Here is a 16,066-nt window from a genome sequence, read left to right as displayed (position 1 = left end):
CAATCCTCGCCCGACAGGGATCGTATGAAACGCTTTGCAAACCTGAAACGCCTGGGCTTCTTCACGCGGCTGCTCGACGAGGCGCCGGCGGCGGACCGCTATCGCTTCGCGGCCGAGCAGATCGTGCGCGCCGAGAAGGCCGGGCTCGATTCCGCGTGGATCGCGCAGCATCATTTCCACGAGCGCGAGGGCGGTCTGCCGTCGCCCTTCACCTTCCTCGGCTATGTCGCAGCCCGAACCTCGCGCATCCGCCTCGGCACCGGCATCGTCACGTTGCCGTTGGAGAGTGCGGTGAGGGTGGCGGAGGACGCTGCGGTGCTCGATCTCCTGTGCAACGGCCGCTTCGAGCTTGGCGTCGGCACCGGGCGGCAACCCGTCGGCCTTCGCCGCCTTCGGCCTCGACGGCGCCCAGCGCAACGAGATTTTTGCGCGCAATCTGGGCATCGTCCGCAAGGCACTGACCGGAAAGCCGCTCGACGGCGGCGACACGCTCTATCCGCAGCGGCCGCAACTGGATAAGCGGATCTGGCAGGCGACATTCTCCGTCGCCGGCGGCGCCCGCGCCGGCAAGGCCGGGGATGGCCTCCTGCTGTCGCGCACCCAGCCGCGATCCAAGGACGCGCCGAAGGCGACGCTCGCCGAGATCCAGAACCCGATCATCGACGCCTATCTCGAAGCGCTGCCGCCGGGCCGCGAGCCGCGCATCATGGCCTCGCGCAGCGTCTTCGTCGCCGACGATCATCGCGAGGCGATGCGGCTTGCCGATATCGGACTGCGCCGCGCTCTGCCGCAATTCATGAAGGGCGGTCACCTTCCGCCGGGCGAGACGCTGGAGGAGATGATCGCGGCGTTCGACACCCATGTCGGCGCTGCCGACGAGGTGATCGTCTCGCTCCGCACCGATGGCACGCTGGAGCGGGTGACCGATCTGGTCTTCCAGGTGCATTCGGTCGACGCGCCGCATCCCTACGTGCTGCGCTCGATCGAGCTGGTCGCGGAGAAGGTCGCGCCCGCGCTGGGTTGGGTCAGGACCGCCGCACCCGACGTGGCGTTGGCGGGCTAGCCCCGGCTCGACGGAATTGGATAAGGCTGACTGATGAGCACGAACGACATCATCGACACGCTCGCCGGCATTGAGCCGGGATCGGCTCTGGATGCCATCCGCGCGCGTCGCCTGCAGGCGCGCGAGAACGCGCAGAAGAGCTATCTCTCGCTGTTCGAGCCGATCGACGCCGGGGATTTTTCGCGTGCCGAACGCGCCGCGGTCGCAGCCTTCGTGACAGGGCTCCACGGCGAGTCCCCCGTCGCCGCCTTCTATCGCGACAAGCTTGCAGCGAATGCGGATGGCGCGGGGCTGGTCGAGCCGATCCAGATCGAGATCGGGCGTGGCAAGACCTCCGGTCCCTATGGCGCCTTTCCGGCCGGACCGTTGTCGGTCGAGAACAAGGCCGGCTTGATCTATCGCGTCAGCGCGGAACGTAAACCGCAGCTCGGTGCCCGGCTGGTTGCGGCGTTCGAGCATGCGCATCTCCTGGTCTTCCGCCCGCGCGATGCCACATCCGCCGACATGAAGGCGCTGCTGGCCGCCGGCTGGTCGGAGACCGGCATCGTCACGTTGTCGCAGCTCGTTGCGTTCCTGTCGTTCCAGGTGCGCGTCGTCAGCGGCTTGCGCACGCTCGCAGCGGCAAGCGCGTAGGAGGCAGCAATCATGAGCACCGTCAATCCGCCGGTCGTTTTCACCCAGGACGAGCTCGGCTGGGTGTCGTGGATCGACCCGCTGCCCGAAGCCGAGCTGACGGAGCGGCATTTCGCCGGTCTCGTCGATCGCGCCCGCGCCAAGTCGGAGTATTTCCGTCTGCTGGTACGCGACCCCGAAGTGCTGGAGGCCCGTACCAAGACCGACAAGGACATCTTCTACAACGTTGCCGACGGCCTGCCCCGCGCCGAGCGCGAGCTCGCAGCGGCTGCGACCTCGCGCTACAACGGCTGCATCTATTGCGCCTCCGTTCATGCCCGCTTTGCCAGCACCTATTCCAAGCGCCGCGACGACGTGCAGCGCCTGCTCGACGAAGGCGTTGGTGCCGATCTCGGCGAGCGCTGGAATGCCGTGGTCAAGGCCTCGGTGGCACTGGCCGAGACGCCGATCGCCTTTGGCCCTGACAATATCGCGGAACTGCGCCGCGCCGGTCTCGACGATGCCGAGATCGTCGACGTCATCAATGGCGCCTCGTTCTTCAACTGGGCGAACCGGCTGATGCTGTCGCTCGGTGAACCCTCGAAATAGGGAACCGGCATAGAAATTGCTGCTTGTAACAACTGAAGTGGATGGAGCCGTGCATGAGCAACATCGATCGTCGTACCCTGGTCAAGGGCTCGCTCGCCGCCATGATGGCGGGCGCGGCCTTCTCGCGTAGCGCGTTTGCGCAATCTTCCGAGCCGATCCTGCTCGGCGTCAGCGGACCCCTGACGGGACCGAATGCGCAATATGGCACGCAGTGGAAGCAGGGCTTTGACCTCGCGCTCGACGAGATCACGGCTGCCGGCGGCATCAACGGGCGCAAGCTGGCCTACCAGTTCGAGGACAGCCAGAGCGACCCGCGCCAGTCGGTGGCGATCGCGCAGAAGTTCGTGTCCGATCCCCGCATCGTCATGGAGCTCGGCGATTTCTCCAGTCCCGCCTCGATGGCGGCATCGCCGATCTACCAGCGTGCCGGCCTCGTGCAGTTCGGCTTCACCAATTCGCATCCTGACTTCACCAAGGGAGGGGACTTCATGTGGAGCACCTCGGTCAGTCAGGCCGACGAGCAGCCGCTGCTAGCGTCCTATGCGGTGAGGCGCCTTGGCCTGAAGAAGCTCGCTGTGCTGCATCTCAACACCGATTGGGGCCGGACCAGCCGCGACTATTTCGTCAACGCCGCCAAGGAATATGGCGCCGAGATCGCGGTCACTGAAGGCTACATTGCCGAAGAGCGCGACTTCCGCTCCACACTGGTGCGCGTGCGCGACGCCAATCCGGATGGGCTGATCCTGATCTCCTATTATTCCGACGGCGCGTTGATCGCGCGGCAGGCGCGACAAGTCGGCCTGAAGCAGGTGATCTGCGCGGCCAGCTCGGTCTACTCGCCGAAATTCCTGGAGCTTGGCGGCGAGGCGGTCGAGGACGTGCATGTCGGCACGCGCTATTTCCCGGAAGACCCGCGGCCAGAGGTGCAGAAATTCATCACCGGCTTCAAGAGGAAGTACAACGGGATCGAACCTGACGCTTTCAACGCCTACGCCTACGACGCCATGAACATGGCGGCCGCCGTGGTGAAGATCGGCGGCACCGACCGCAAGGCGATCCGCGACGCCTTCACCAAGGTCAAGGACGTTCCGAGCGTCATCTTCGGCACCGCGACGTTCGACGTCGCGACCCGCCGCGTCAAGGGTGCCATGAACGCCGAGCTGGTCGTGCGCAAGGGCCAGTTCACGCTCTGGGACGGCAAGCCGACCTGACCTGATGGCCGGGCCAAGGCATGATCCGGAAAAGTGCGAAGCGGTTATCCGGAAAGATCATGCGTAAAAACAAACTAAAGCGCGATGGTCTCATCGCGCTTTCGGGCTCCGGCCGCTTCCTCTTGAGTGGGACCATCGCGTGTCTTCCTGGCTCGACTACACGATCAACGGGCTGATCGTCGGCAATGTCTACGCCCTCGTTGCGGTCGGGCTCGCGCTGATCTTCGGCGTCAGCCGCCTGATCAACTTCGCGCAAGGCTCGATCTATCTGGTCGGCGCCTATATCGGCTGGGTCGCGGTGGTGCAGCTGCATACGCCGCTGCCGCTCACCATCGTCGTGGTGGCGGCGGCCGCGGCGGTGGTCGGACTGATCATCGAGCGGTTCGGGCTGCGTCCGCTGCAGAACTCGGTGCGCATCGCGCCGCTGCTCGCGACCATCGGCATCAGCTTCGTGCTCGATCAGCTGGTGATGCTGACCTTCTCGCCCAATCCGCGCGCGCTGCCGAGCCAGCTGCCGGACGTGCGCTTCCAGCTCGGCGGCGGCACCATTGGTCCGCTCGATCTGCTGATCGCCGGCGTCGGCCTCACCAGCGCGCTCCTGCTGTTCGTGTTCCTGCGCTACAGCAAGCTCGGCTGGGCGGTGCGCGCGGCCTCGCAGGACCGCGACGCCGCGATGCAGATGGGCGTCGACGTCAACCGCGTCAATCAGGCGGTGTTCGGCATTGCGGCTGCGCTCGGCGGCGTCTCCGGCATGCTGGTCGGCATGTACTACAACCAGATCGACACCGCGATGAGCCTGCAGGCGACCCTGAAGGGCGTCGTCGCCGAGGTCGTCGGCGGTGCCGGCAACGTGCCGGGGGCGGTGATCGGCAGCCTGCTGCTGGGCCTGGTCGAGAGCTACGGCGTCGCCGTGTTCGGCACCAGCTACCGCAATCTGTTCGCGTTCCTGCTGCTGGTCGTCGTGCTCGTGCTGCGGCCGAACGGATTGTTCGCCAGCGCGCGGCAGGCGCCGCCCGAGCCGCTCACCGGCACCTTCATCGCGCCGAGCCGCCCCGTGCGCATTCCGCGCTGGACCTTGGCTGTCGCCGCCGCCGGCTTTGCCGTCCTGCCGTTCTTCCCGGTGTCGTTCTACGTGCTCCAGACGCTGATCAACGCCTGGCTGCTCGGCATGCTCGCGCTCAGCCTGACGCTGGTTGCAGGCACGATGGGACAGGTCTCGCTCGGGCACGCCGCATTGCTTGCGATCGGCGCTTACACTTCCGCGCTGCTGTCGCTAACTCTCAATGTCCCGGTCAGCCTGGCCATCATCGCCGGCGGCCTGACGAGCGCGGCGCTCGGCACGCTCTTGATCTCGCCGTCCTTCCGCCTGCGCGGGCACTATGTCTCGATCGCGACCCTGGCCATCGGCGAGATCGTCTCGCTGGTGATCCTGAACTGGGAGAGCGTCACGCGCGGTCCGATCGGCGTCTCCGGCATCCCGCCGCTGTCGCTGTTCGGCTACGACCTGATCAGCCCGTCCTCGATCTACTGGTTCAGTTTTGCGGTGATGGTCGTGCTGGCGCTGCTGCAAGGACGCCTGCTCACGTCGCATCTCGGCCGCAGCTTTCGTGCGATCCGCGACGATGACATCGCCGCGCGCGCCTACGGCCTCAGCCTCAACCGCTACAAATCGCTCGCCTTCGTCTTCGGCGGCTTTGCGGCCGGCGTCAGTGGCGGCATCGCCGCGCATCTCTATTCCTACATCAACCACGAGACCTTCAACACGCAGCAATCGATCCTGGCGCTGACGGTCGTCATCCTCGGCGGCCTCGGCAACGTGGTCGGTGCGATCGTCGGGGCGGTGGCGCTGGTCGGCCTGCCCGAGGTGTTCCGGATCGCGGCGGAGTATCGCATCCTGATCTACGGCATCGTGCTGCTGTTGCTGGTGCGGTTCAGGCCGCAGGGCCTGCTGGGGACGCTCTGATGGCGGAGCAGTACAATCCCATGCTGTCCCTGCGCGGGCTGACGCGCCGCTTCGGCGGTCTCACCGCCGTCGATGCCATCGATCTCGATCTCGCCAAGGGCGAACTGATCAGCATCATCGGCCCGAACGGCGCCGGCAAGACCACGCTGTTCAACCTCGTGACCGGGCTCGACCGGCCCGACGCCGGCACCGTGCGCTTCGAAGGCCAGGACATCACAGGTCTCTCGCCGGAGCGTCTCGCCGCCGAAGGCATCGCGCGCACCTTCCAGCTCGGCCGCGTCTTCGGCAATCTCAGCGTCATGGACAACGTCCTGATCGGCGCGCATACGCGCTTGCGCGCGGTGAAGCCGGCCGTGCCGGTGATCGGTCCGCTGCTCGAACTGGGCCTCGCGCTGCTGCGTCCCGCGAGCGTTAAGGCGGAGGAGGAGCGGCTGCGCGAGGAGGTGAAGGCCATCCTCGCGCGCTTTGGCGAACGGTTGCTGCCGCGCATCGATCAGCCGGCCTATAGCCTTTCCTACGCGAACCGTCGCCGCGTCGAGATCGCCCGCGCGCTCGCGCTGAAGCCGCGCCTCTTGCTGCTCGACGAGCCGACCGCCGGCATGAACCCGACCGAGACCGCGGAGATGCAGGCGCTCGTCGCCGAATTGAAAGCCGAAGGGCTGACCATCCTCCTGATCGAGCACAAGTTGGAGATGGTGATGCGCCTGTCCGACCGCGTCATCGTCATGGACGAGGGCAAGAAGATCGCGGAAGGGCCGGGCGAACAGGTGCGGAACGATCCCAAGGTGATCGAGGCCTATCTCGGCCACGGGCTGTCCGGGACGGCGGAGCAGGAGAGCGCGGCATGACGAGCGTACCCGAACCGCTGCTGGCGCTATCCAACGTCAACACCTTCTACGGACAGGCGCAGGTGCATTTCGACCTGTCGATCACGGTCGCGCGAGGCCACATCGTCTGCCTGCTCGGCGGCAATGCCAGCGGCAAGTCGACGACGATGAAGATCATTCTGGGACTGGTGAAGCCGCGCTCGGGCGAGGTGACGTTCGACGGCGCTTCGCTGATCGGGCTGACGACGCCGCAGATCGTCCGCCGCGGCGTCGCCTCGGTGCCGGAGGCGCGGCGGCTGTTCGCGGACATGAGCGTCCGCGAGAACATTTTGATGGGCGCCTTCGTGCGCAACGACCGCGACGCGGTGGCGCAGGATCTCGACAGGATGCTCACGTTGTTCCCCAAACTCGGCCAGCGGCTGTCGCAGCGCGCGGGCTCCCTCTCCGGCGGCGAGCAGCAGATGGTGGCGATGGCGCGCGCGCTGATGAGCCGTCCCAGGATGATCGTGATGGACGAGCCGACCATGGGCCTGTCGCCGCTCTATGTCGATCGCGTGCTGGAGCTCATCCGCGCCATCAACCAGGAGGGCGTGTCGGTCTTCATGGTCGAGCAGAACGCCAGCCTCGCGCTCGAGATCGCGCACGAGGCCTATGTGCTGCAGACCGGCAAGATCGTGCTGTCAGGTCCGGCCCGCGCGCTGAAGGACGATCCGCGCATCCGCGACGCCTATCTCGGCGGCTCCGAGGCGGCGTAGCGGTCTCACCCTGTCCCGCACGCGGGAGAGGGAGCGCATCTCATTCGTGGCAACAATCAGGCCGACGCCGCTTTCTGCGCCGGCCCGGCCGGCAGCCCGTCGGCATGGGGATCGCCCGGCGCCGTCGCCCAGGCGAGCTCCACCAGCGTCACGATCCTGCGTCCGCCGCCGTCGAGCTGGCAGACGATCAGCCCTTGCTCCTCCATGTAGCTGAGCAGGCGCTGCGCCCGGCGCAGCGAATGCGAGCCATAGGCGCGCGCGATCGCGGCATCGCCGGGGCAGGGCCAGCCCTCCTTGGCGGCGCGCGCGATCATCATGAATACACCCTGCATGTCGTCCGGCAGGATCGAGGCGCGCAGCGACACGTCCTGCCAGGCGTCGTCTTCAGTGAGATCCGTGCCGACGCCGGCGCGCGCATGCGTCAGCATGCGGCGGAATTCGTTGAGATCGGGCACCGCCGCCCCTAGGCCCTCGATGCGGCAGCGGACCACGAATTCCTGATAGAGCACGCCGATGGCGCGGAAGCCGGCATCGGGCTCGGCGAGCACGGCTCTCAGCGTGCGATCGACACGCTCGCGCCGCTCGCCGAGCTCTTCGGCGCTGACGGGCACCTCGATCGGCTCCGTGCGGGCTTCCGGCACGGCTGCGGCTTTCGCGGCGCGGAGCTGCTCGAGCAGATCCGGCGCCGCACGGCGCTGCGGCCGGCCGGCATCGGGCGGCGGCGCGGCCAGGATAACCGCGCGGGCGTCTTCAAGTGTGGCCTCCGGCAGCGGCATCAGCCGCGGCGTGGAATTGCGCGGGGAGGTCGCGGTCGGTCCGATGTTCAGACGCAGCGGACGGCGCGACAGCGCCGGTCCCAGCGCCATGAACTGGCCGCGCTCGAGATCGCGAAAGGCTTCCGCCTGCCGCCGCTCCATGCCGAGCAGATCGGCGGCGCGCGCCATGTCGATGTCGAGGAAGGTGCGGCCCATCAAGAAATTAGACGCTTCCGCCGCGACGTTCTTGGCGAGCTTGGCGAGGCGCTGGGTCGCGATGATGCCGGCGAGCCCGCGCTTGCGGCCGCGGCACATCAAATTGGTCATCGCGCCGAGCGAGAGTTTTCGCGCTTCATCCGAAACCTCCCCGGCAACGGCGGGAGCAAACAGCTGCGCCTCGTCCACCACCACCAGCATCGGGTACCAATGGTCGCGGTCGACATCGAACATGCCGCCGAGAAAGGCTGCGGCGCGCCGCATCTGGTTCTCGGCATCCAGCCCCTCGAGATTGAGCACGGTGGAGACGCGATGCAGCCGCGCACGTTCGCCGGCAACCTGGAGGCCGCGCTCGGTGTGGTCCTCGGCGTCGATCACGAGATGGCCGAAGCGTTCGGCCATCGTGACGAAATCGCCTTCGGGATCGATGATGGCCTGCTGCACCCAGGGCGCGCTCTGCTCCAGCAGGCGCCGCAGCAGATGCGACTTGCCGGAGCCCGAATTGCCCTGCACCAGGAGACGGGTCGCCAGCAGTTCCTCGAGGTCCATGGCCGCCGCGGCGCCTGCCGTGGTCTGCCCCATCTCGATCGCAACCGTCATGTCCCCGACTCAAGTCCCCATCATCTGCGGACAGGGGCTTATCAATCCCGCCGCGGCGCGTCGAGCGCTGCAGCGCAAATCAGGCCGCGTTGCCCACGGCGTCGTTCAGGCGTGATTCGACAGCCGCAGAAGTGCGGGCCGGTAGGGCGCCTGCGGATCGTCGTCCTCGTTCTCCGGAATCGCGCAGGAGCCGAATTCCTGCCGGATCCGCTCGATCTCGGCGATGCGCGCGTGCAGCCGCTGCAGATGCTCGGGCGACCTCGCCCGCCAGAACCGGAAGGTGTCGGCCGTGAGCGGCAGGAACGCCGTGCCGAACAATGTCGGCTCGGGCACGACGGTGCGTCCGAGCAGCAGGAACCTCTCGGCGCCGGAGACGACAAGGGTCGCGTAGCCGCGATTTCCGATCCGCCTGATCCCGTTCAGCGACCATTCGGCGAGCTTGCTGAAATACGGCTCCTCGCGCCAGCGGTCGGGACAATCGTCATCGACCGTGACGTTGACGGCGTCCTGACTGAAATGCACCACGATGCCCGACTTCGCCGGAAACCAGTCGTCGTCGAGATGGCCCTGCAGCCAGGCGCAGACGAATGACCGGCACATCTGCGGACGGCGTTCGTAGATCGTGCATCCCGTGCCGGCCTGCCAATGCCGGCAGAGCTGGTTGACCGGCTTGTCGACCCCAGCCACTTCGAGGATGTCGCAGCAGGCATTGCACGATCCGCATTGCCGCGTGGGAGCGGCGCTCTTGGGCAGGCCGGTCGCGCGAAAGCCCTGGCCATCGCGGACCAGCAGCTTCTGTTTCTCCAGCGCGGTCAGCGCACGTTCGATCTTGAGACGGGAGAGCCCGGTGGCATCGATCACGCCCTTCATCGTCGTCGCGCCCGCCTCCACCGCGCGGACGACGCTCAGCATCGCCTGGTCCATGACATCTTCTGTTCTTGTGTGGATACCCAACGCAGGTCGTGCAAACCAATGCCGGAAAGCTGATTTGAAAAACTATGTTGCTGACGCCCATGTGCGAAGCAAGATGACGGGACGCGCGCGGCGACACGATCGCGTGATCAGGGCCGCGCGATGCCTTCGTTGCGTTGGCGCGGCACCGGGAACCGTAAGCTCTTTTGCGCGATTGAGGGGATGCGACGGGTCGGTGCTGCGCGAACCGCGTCTCCCGCGTGAAATGACACGGATCAGGCCGACCTCGGCGCGTGCGACGGACGCGGCGCGTTTACTGTGCGCCCGATCCGCCCTGCACGATCTTCTCGTTCAGCTTCTGATCGACGGTGTCGACCGTGCGGTCGATCTCGGCATTGGGCACGCCTAGCTGATGCGAGATCAGCTTCACCAGGAGATCGACGCGCTCGATGAAGGGCGCGCCGCTTGCGACCGCGCGCGCGGCCGACGACGGCTTGAGCAGGCTTTCGGCGGCCTTGGCGTATTTCGCGAACGGCACCTGGTCCTGCGGATCGGCGCCGAGGCGGCGGGCGAGGGCATCGACATGGTCGTAGATCGTCTGCGAGCGTGCGAGGTCGCTATGCACGGCGTCGCGGATCGATTGCGGCTCGTTCGGGGTGATGCAGCGGTAATTGCCGGTGAGCAGCATCGACCATTTCGCCAGAGGCACGAACAGCGAATCGAACACCTTCAGCTTCACCGGCACCTCGTGGCCGTCGAGCGTCACCGCGTCGATGTCGGCCTCCAACTCGCGCAGCAGCTTGTTGTGCTTCTCGTCGGCGAACACCGAGGCCTTGAAGTTGGTGGGCAGGCCGACGTGAAGCACGTTCGCGGCTTCCTCCGGCGGGCGGAACGCTTGCGGGTCGGGCGAGCACAGCGTCACCAGCCCCGGCTCGAACCGTTCCCACACCTGCGCATTGGTGTAGGCCTCCTCGAGGTCCATGTCGGCGAGCGCCGGAATCCGCTTCAGATAGGGCAGCGGCGGCATGTTCATGATCGACAGGCATGGCAGCTTCGCCGCCGCGATCTTGACCATCAGGACGCGCACCGTGTGGTTGGTGTATTGCGGCTCCTGCATCGCCAGCCCAACCAGATCGTAACGCGAGAGGTCGACGTTGGCCGGCGTCACGGCGTCGAGCTTGCCGGGCAGGTGGCGCGAGAAGATCGCCCGGTGCACCGCCTCGTCGCGCAGTTTGATGCGCACCTCGGTACCGTCGCGATTGATGAGCTCTGCGGTCTTGGCGCGGCAGACCAGGGTCACATTGTGCCCCGCCATCAGCAGCTTCGTGCCCAGCAGGGAGCCGTAGGAAGCCCCGAGAATCAGAATGTTACGCGCCATGTTTCGTCCCTTGGAGATGTCGTGTGATTTTTGCGCCCTGGCTTTGGTCCGAGGAGCGATTGGTCGGCATGTAAAGCGAACCGGCCGGCAATGGCAACTGGGATAATGCATACAAGATGCGGAAGGTCGGGGGCGGCGGGTCGTGCCCTGACGACCGAAATGCGACGGAATCCCATCCGGCCAGGGCTCTGCAGATCCGGTTCGTTGCCCAAGTCAAATTATGTCCCGTTATGTCCCGAAATCCCGAATGCATCCGGCTCGTCGGGGAGAGGCGATCGTGCGCCCGTCGCGCGGTGCGCAAACGTGCGGGGCGGGGTGGTCGTCTCGTCGATGAAGCGGCCCGCACCGTCATTGCTGCGGTGATTGGCAGCGCGGCGGATGCGCCCATAAGACCTTCATGAAAGGTCGATACCAGTCATGCCTCTTCTGTGAGCAAATGGGAGCCAAATTTTAGTCGTCAGCCGCAACAAAAAACTGCAAACGCGAGACCGAAAAAATGGCAAAATGGCGCGGGGCCGTAACTGTAGATCAGCAACGGAGCTGAGGCGTGACGATTGAGTTGGAGCCGGCGTGCAACTTGTGTTGAGACCGGCCGATGGGGGCTGCACACCGCTTGGCCAAGTGCCCCCGCCCGCACGAAGCGAAGACGAAACGAAAATCGGATGGGGTCTCGCTGCAGCAAAGCCCCGATCCTTCGCGGGGCACGGTGTCTCGTCCCTGCGCGGAGTCGAGATCGCCGCGAGACAGATCGACGAGACGGACGGCCTCAGCAGACGCAAGCGCGATGCATGCGACCAGGTACGCCTGGGATGGCATCGAGCAGGCGTGCACGGCGTTGCGCTGAGAGCGCAGCCGGCAAACCTGGCCAATCGCTGACGCGCCGTTCGGGGAAAAAAATGGAAGGTGATCATTGGCCTCACGGCGCCAGCGATGGCGCCGGTGGAAGCCTGGTACGCTTGCGAAAGCGCGCGTCTGAATTTTTTGAAAGTCTGTCTGTCGCGGAGCTTGCGCGTGAGGCGCACAGGCATCTGTGGGTCTCAGACTGGTTGAGGCTCGCGGAAGACTATCGGAGCTCCGCCGAATCCGCGCGCGCAGATGGTGCCGGCCGGATTGCGCACGAGGCGTGGATGTGCGCGCTGATGGCGTTCGAGGTCGCGCGAAGCTTGTCTTGTCCGGACGATCTCGCGAGTACCGACTTCGCCGAGAGGGTCGGTTTCAGCCTGCGAAGCTTCGCGGACGATGCGGCTCAAGCGATAGAGCGCGTCGAAACCGACGGCTACGGTCAGGGGACGTTGACCGGCTTCTTCCTGCCGGCGCTCCGTCACGGGCCTTCCGCGCCCGCGGTCATCTGCATCGCCGACGAGGACATCACCCTGGCCTCGATGATGAGCAGGCTTTTGCCCGCGTCGCTGCGCCGGAACATGTCTCTTCTGCTGATCGATCCCGGCAGTTCGCCTGCTCGTCCTCCGCTCAGACAGGAGCATATCCTCCAATGCTGGCTGGACTATCTGGAGGCGCGCCCGGATGTCGACGCGCAGCGGATCGGGATCTACGGCGAAGGCGCGGGCGCCAGCCATGCCTCGCGCCTCGTGCTTTCGGATTGCAGGGTCGCCGCCGCCGTGTGTGACGGCGGTCTTTTGCGGTCGATTACGCGCCAAGCATCGGTTGACTGGATCACAGGCGTCGAGGGCGTAGCCTCGATGTGTCCGTTGCCGTCGTCGCGCCGAATGGACTGCCCGCTTCTCATGGTGGTCGGGAGCCGCTCGATGGTGCGCGAACAGGAGGCTCTCGAACTGCAAGCCGGCTATCGCCAGGCCGGAGCCGACTGCTCGGTCGTCGTGCCGAACCTCATCCCATATCCTCAGGGCGAGGTCGAGAATTTCATCGCGGTAGACGACTTCATTTTCGAGTGGCTCGACGCCAGGCTTGGAGCTGTCCGTCGCCTCGACCCCGTAACCTATCTCTAGCACAGGATCCTCGACGGGACGCCGCGCCGTTCTCGCGACGAGCGCGGCGCAGTCATCCCGAGACAACGCTGGACGGACCTGGAATTCGTTCTCTCTTCCCGTCGCGCTTTGGCCGCATCGCCAAGGGCCGAGGATCATGAAACGTCGATGGCCAGCAGCCGTGCAGCGAGCCGCGCATTCTTGGCAATGGTCCCGAGCGCGGCATTCAGATCGGCGAGGGTCTTCTCGTCGAGGTCGTTGAACATGGTCGAGTTCAGGGCGAGCTTCCGCTTGGACAGTTTTTCGATGTCCGTTGTCGCCTTTTCGGTCAGCGACATCAGAACGAAGCGGGCGTCGTCGGCCGCCGGCCGTCGCGACAGGAAGCCACCCTTCTCGAGACTCTTGGTCTGGTTGGTTACGAAGGCGGGGTGGATCCGCAGCTTGTTCGCAATGTCGATTCCGGCGACGCCTCGTCCCTCGTCCAGCTCGGTGATAGCCATCAGGATCAGCCATTGCGGCTCGGTAATACCGAGCAGTCCAGCCCAGCTGCTGTGGATGTCCTCGAGCTGCGAGTGGATTTCAACGATATTCCAGATGAAGTCCGTAATCGCCCGGTCGAGCTTCTTCTCGATCATGTGGCTTCCCCCGTTGGCCATTTTTGTTTTGGCTCTGATCAGCCTTTTACCGGGATATTGGCAGGCCGTCTCGCACAGATCGCTTCATTTGGAAAAACGTGTCGTCATTTAATGCTTGCAGAAAGCAATTGATTAAGTTACGCCTCTACCTACTCAGAATTTGCTGCTCTTGACCCAATGTCAATGACCAGCGATGTGAGACCTCCAAGAAAGCCCTCGGGATGCCCCCTGAGGGCTTTTTCTTTGGTTTCAATCGGTTGGCTTGCGGCATTTGTCTCCTGTTGCGCGCAGGCAACAGCCTTTTCCGAAGTTGCGCTTCAGCAAATCAATGAATTGAGGCCATTGTTTTTATAAACTATATGTGAATCCACGACGGAGGGGGGGCACCTCGCTGTCGTTTCAGTCCGGAACGTCAGTGCCGACCTGAATTGAACGGAAATTGAGAGGGTCAAGCGGCCTCCATCGAGGAGCCGAGCCCCCTGAACCGACCTGGAGGTTTATCTAATGAAGTTGACGAAGACGCTCTTTCTCGGCTCGGCAGCCGGCCTGATGGCCGTCTCCGGTGCGTTCGCAGCCGATCTTCCCGTGAAGGCCAAGGCGGTCGAATACGTGAAGATCTGCTCGCTCTACGGCGCCGGCTTCTACTACATCCCGGGCACCGACACCTGCATCAAGCTCGGTGGTTACCTGCGCGCCGACGCAAACCTGAACACTAACTCGGACTTCAATCCGAACCAGGGCGGTACTGCGGGTGCTCGCAACCGCCTGATGAACTACTACACCTTCCGCGCTCGTGAAGACCTGAACATCGACACGCGCACCGCGACCGAGTACGGCGTGGTCCGCACCTTCTTCGACGGCGTGTTCACCTGGACGACCGGCAACTATACGCCCACCGGTTCGGCAACGGGTGGGACCCAGTACAGCGGTACGCTCGGTCTCAACGCTGCGGGCACCGGCCTCGTCGGTTCGAACGGCTCTGGCGCGGTGAACGGCACCGACGGCAACACCGGGGGTGGTGGGCTCGGCGTGTACTACGCCTTCATCCAGTTCGCCGGCTTCACGATGGGTAAGGCCGTGTCGCAGTTCGACGCGCCCTGGACCAACTATCCCGGCAACATCACCGACAACCTCGTCGGCGGCAGCGGCACCGTGACCGGCGTCACCCAGTTCACCTACACGGCCGATTTCGGCCAGGGCGTGACGGCCTCGTTCTCGGCTGAGGATGCGACCCAGTACTATCAGGCCGGCAACCTCAACATGACCGGCGCGTCCGTCGCTGGCATCGCCGGTGGCTCGTACGGCACCAACGCTCTCGGCGGCTCGCGTTCGCCGAACCTCGTCGGTCAGGTCCGTGTCGACCAGGCCTGGGGCCTGTTCCAGGCGTCGGTCGCTGCGCATGACAACCACGTCGGCTACTACGGCGCGACCGAAGTCACCGGCCACCCCGACGACAAGTGGGGCTGGGCGGTTCAGCTCGCTCTGTCGATCAAGAACATCCCGACCGGCGCGGGTGACACGATCAACATCCAGGGCGTCTACACCGACGGTGCGACCCGCTACAACTTCCAGAACCTGTCGGGCAGCAGCTACGCGCTGTACGGCAGCTCGGGTCTTGCTGGTGCTTATGGCAGCGTCGGCTTCGCCAACGCTCCGGACACGGTGTACGTGACCGGCAGCTCGCAGGAAACCGTCAAGACCTGGGGCTTCCGTGGCGCCTACACGCACAACTGGGATCCCTACTGGAACACCGCGATCTACGGTGCCTACGCTCAGGCCCAGTTCGGCACGCTGGCCAAGACCACGATCTGCGGCGCCGGTGGTGCTGGCGGCGTGTTCGGCGGCCTGGCTGGCGTCACCTCGTGCAACCCGGACTTCGCGATCGGTCAGCTCGGTCTCGTCACCCGCTGGACCCCGGTCAAGAACCTGACGTTCTCGGCTGACGTGTCCTGGACCCACCTCGACCAGAAGTACGACGGTACGGTGACCTTCTCTCCGAACGTCGTGACTGCCAAGCCGACCGCGACCTACCAGCTGAAGGATCAGGACTCGATCGCCATGATCCTCCGCGCTCAGCGCAACTGGTAAAATCTGTCGAAAGATCCAGGAGAGCACCCGGCGGGAAACCGCCGGGTGTTTTTTGTTGTGTGAGGCCGATGATTTGAGGCTGGGGCAGCGAAGCCCCGTAGCCCGGATGAAGCGCAGTATCATCCGGGAAAGTCGTCTCGCCGAACGGCCGTCCCGGAGTTCGCTTCCGCTCCATCCGGGCTACGGCACCGGGCCTGTGTTGCCCGCTGTCAATCTGCTGCGTCAAAAACATTCCGCTTTACCGCCGCCGCTGGGTCCGTAACGCCATCTACATGCCCTGTGTTGGCGCAGCCACGCTCAACAATCCCGTCCTGAAGGCCTACTATCAGCGCCTGATTGCCATGGGAAAAGAGCCGAAGGTTGCCATCATCGCCTGCATGCGCAAGCTGATCAGCATCCTCAACACCATGATCGCACGACGCCAAAAATGGGATCCTGGCCGCTACGCGCTGAGCTGAGCGAGCGTGCCTACCGCGCTCGGTCCTCGACCGAGCGC

13 protein-coding genes and 1 pseudogene are annotated in these 16,066 nt (G+C 65.1%); 10 read left to right on the top strand and 4 right to left on the bottom strand.

From position 1 onward, the window contains the following. Positions 1 to 24 precede the first annotated feature (24 nt). The 7 genes and pseudogenes from ACRQ5Q_RS35375 (at position 25) to ACRQ5Q_RS35345 (ending at position 7,040) form a co-directional block, all read left to right on the top strand. Positions 25 to 1,063: pseudogene (locus ACRQ5Q_RS35375) on the top strand (putative FMN-dependent luciferase-like monooxygenase). A gap of 33 nt (positions 1,064 to 1,096) precedes the next feature. Then, on the top strand, positions 1,097 to 1,696 hold the full coding sequence (locus tag ACRQ5Q_RS35370; protein WP_439394532.1) for a CMD domain protein: 600 nt from the start codon (positions 1,097 to 1,099) through the stop codon (positions 1,694 to 1,696). Between the two features lie 12 nt (positions 1,697 to 1,708). After that, entirely contained in the window at positions 1,709 to 2,284 is a 576-nt protein-coding gene (locus ACRQ5Q_RS35365; RefSeq protein WP_122401784.1) for an alkylhydroperoxidase domain protein, read from the top strand. Positions 2,285 to 2,337: 53 nt separating this feature from the next. Further along, positions 2,338 to 3,495 (top strand): ABC transporter substrate-binding protein, encoded by a 1,158-nt coding sequence (locus tag ACRQ5Q_RS35360; protein ID WP_439370234.1) that lies wholly within the window; start codon positions 2,338 to 2,340, stop codon positions 3,493 to 3,495. A 139-nt stretch (positions 3,496 to 3,634) separates the two neighbouring features. Further along, entirely contained in the window at positions 3,635 to 5,458 is a 1,824-nt protein-coding gene (locus ACRQ5Q_RS35355; protein ID WP_439394530.1) for an ABC transporter permease, read from the top strand. Continuing rightward, positions 5,458 to 6,306: an ABC transporter ATP-binding protein gene (locus tag ACRQ5Q_RS35350; protein ID WP_439394528.1), complete on the top strand. Its 849-nt coding sequence runs from the start codon at positions 5,458 to 5,460 to the stop codon at positions 6,304 to 6,306. The genes ACRQ5Q_RS35355 and ACRQ5Q_RS35350 overlap by 1 nt, the downstream gene beginning before the upstream one ends. Further along, positions 6,303 to 7,040: an ABC transporter ATP-binding protein gene (locus tag ACRQ5Q_RS35345; protein WP_439370231.1), complete on the top strand. Its 738-nt coding sequence runs from the start codon at positions 6,303 to 6,305 to the stop codon at positions 7,038 to 7,040. Before ACRQ5Q_RS35350 ends, ACRQ5Q_RS35345 begins: the two co-directional genes overlap by 4 nt. Before the next feature lie 56 nt (positions 7,041 to 7,096). Here the strand turns inward: ACRQ5Q_RS35345 and ACRQ5Q_RS35340 are convergent, their stop codons facing one another. From ACRQ5Q_RS35340 to ACRQ5Q_RS35330, 3 genes are all read right to left on the bottom strand, one after another. Next, positions 7,097 to 8,611, bottom strand: a complete 1,515-nt coding sequence (locus ACRQ5Q_RS35340) for a helicase HerA domain-containing protein (protein ID WP_439370230.1) — start codon at positions 8,609 to 8,611, stop codon at positions 7,097 to 7,099. Between the two features lie 105 nt (positions 8,612 to 8,716). Next, on the bottom strand, positions 8,717 to 9,535 hold the full coding sequence (locus ACRQ5Q_RS35335; protein WP_439370229.1) for a YkgJ family cysteine cluster protein: 819 nt from the start codon (positions 9,533 to 9,535) through the stop codon (positions 8,717 to 8,719). A gap of 301 nt (positions 9,536 to 9,836) precedes the next feature. Further along, a complete protein-coding gene (locus ACRQ5Q_RS35330) occupies positions 9,837 to 10,901 on the bottom strand; it encodes a ketopantoate reductase family protein (RefSeq protein WP_439394526.1) in 1,065 nt (354 codons plus the stop codon). Between the two features lie 896 nt (positions 10,902 to 11,797). Here ACRQ5Q_RS35330 and ACRQ5Q_RS35325 point away from each other — a divergent pair. Beyond that, positions 11,798 to 12,868: an alpha/beta hydrolase gene (locus tag ACRQ5Q_RS35325; RefSeq protein ID WP_439370227.1), complete on the top strand. Its 1,071-nt coding sequence runs from the start codon at positions 11,798 to 11,800 to the stop codon at positions 12,866 to 12,868. Between the two features lie 134 nt (positions 12,869 to 13,002). Here ACRQ5Q_RS35325 and ACRQ5Q_RS35320 read toward each other — a convergent pair whose 3' ends face one another. Further along, positions 13,003 to 13,482, bottom strand: a complete 480-nt coding sequence (locus ACRQ5Q_RS35320) for a MarR family winged helix-turn-helix transcriptional regulator (protein ID WP_439370226.1) — start codon at positions 13,480 to 13,482, stop codon at positions 13,003 to 13,005. Between the two features lie 504 nt (positions 13,483 to 13,986). Here ACRQ5Q_RS35320 and ACRQ5Q_RS35315 point away from each other — a divergent pair. Then, positions 13,987 to 15,570 (top strand): porin, encoded by a 1,584-nt coding sequence (locus ACRQ5Q_RS35315; protein ID WP_439370225.1) that lies wholly within the window; start codon positions 13,987 to 13,989, stop codon positions 15,568 to 15,570. Between the two features lie 272 nt (positions 15,571 to 15,842). Then, positions 15,843 to 16,028, top strand: a complete 186-nt coding sequence (locus tag ACRQ5Q_RS35310) for a hypothetical protein (protein WP_439394524.1) — start codon at positions 15,843 to 15,845, stop codon at positions 16,026 to 16,028. The last annotated feature ends 38 nt before the right edge of the window (positions 16,029 to 16,066 follow it).

It is taken from the genome of Bradyrhizobium sp. PMVTL-01, from assembly GCF_051861855.1.
Taxonomy (GTDB): domain Bacteria; phylum Pseudomonadota; class Alphaproteobacteria; order Rhizobiales; family Xanthobacteraceae; genus Bradyrhizobium.
This window is presented reverse-complemented; position numbering and strand designations above follow the sequence as displayed.

What these genes read in the sequence shown, in the direction of transcription:
- ACRQ5Q_RS35350 (WP_439394528.1), top strand. Translation starts at nt 5,458, where the DNA reads ATGGCGGAGCAGTACAATCCCATGCTGTCCCTGCGCGGGCTGACGCGC.
- ACRQ5Q_RS35315 (WP_439370225.1), top strand. Translation starts at nt 13,987, where the DNA reads ATGAAGTTGACGAAGACGCTCTTTCTCGGCTCGGCAGCCGGCCTGATG.
- ACRQ5Q_RS35310 (WP_439394524.1), top strand. Translation starts at nt 15,843, where the DNA reads ATGCCCTGTGTTGGCGCAGCCACGCTCAACAATCCCGTCCTGAAGGCC.
- ACRQ5Q_RS35340 (WP_439370230.1), bottom strand. Translation starts at nt 8,611, where the DNA reads ATGACGGTTGCGATCGAGATGGGGCAGACCACGGCAGGCGCCGCGGCG.
- ACRQ5Q_RS35330 (WP_439394526.1), bottom strand. Translation starts at nt 10,901, where the DNA reads ATGGCGCGTAACATTCTGATTCTCGGGGCTTCCTACGGCTCCCTGCTG.
- ACRQ5Q_RS35325 (WP_439370227.1), top strand. Translation starts at nt 11,798, where the DNA reads ATGGAAGGTGATCATTGGCCTCACGGCGCCAGCGATGGCGCCGGTGGA.
- ACRQ5Q_RS35365 (WP_122401784.1), top strand. Translation starts at nt 1,709, where the DNA reads ATGAGCACCGTCAATCCGCCGGTCGTTTTCACCCAGGACGAGCTCGGC.
- ACRQ5Q_RS35345 (WP_439370231.1), top strand. Translation starts at nt 6,303, where the DNA reads ATGACGAGCGTACCCGAACCGCTGCTGGCGCTATCCAACGTCAACACC.
- ACRQ5Q_RS35360 (WP_439370234.1), top strand. Translation starts at nt 2,338, where the DNA reads ATGAGCAACATCGATCGTCGTACCCTGGTCAAGGGCTCGCTCGCCGCC.
- ACRQ5Q_RS35335 (WP_439370229.1), bottom strand. Translation starts at nt 9,535, where the DNA reads ATGGACCAGGCGATGCTGAGCGTCGTCCGCGCGGTGGAGGCGGGCGCG.
- ACRQ5Q_RS35370 (WP_439394532.1), top strand. Translation starts at nt 1,097, where the DNA reads ATGAGCACGAACGACATCATCGACACGCTCGCCGGCATTGAGCCGGGA.
- ACRQ5Q_RS35320 (WP_439370226.1), bottom strand. Translation starts at nt 13,482, where the DNA reads ATGATCGAGAAGAAGCTCGACCGGGCGATTACGGACTTCATCTGGAAT.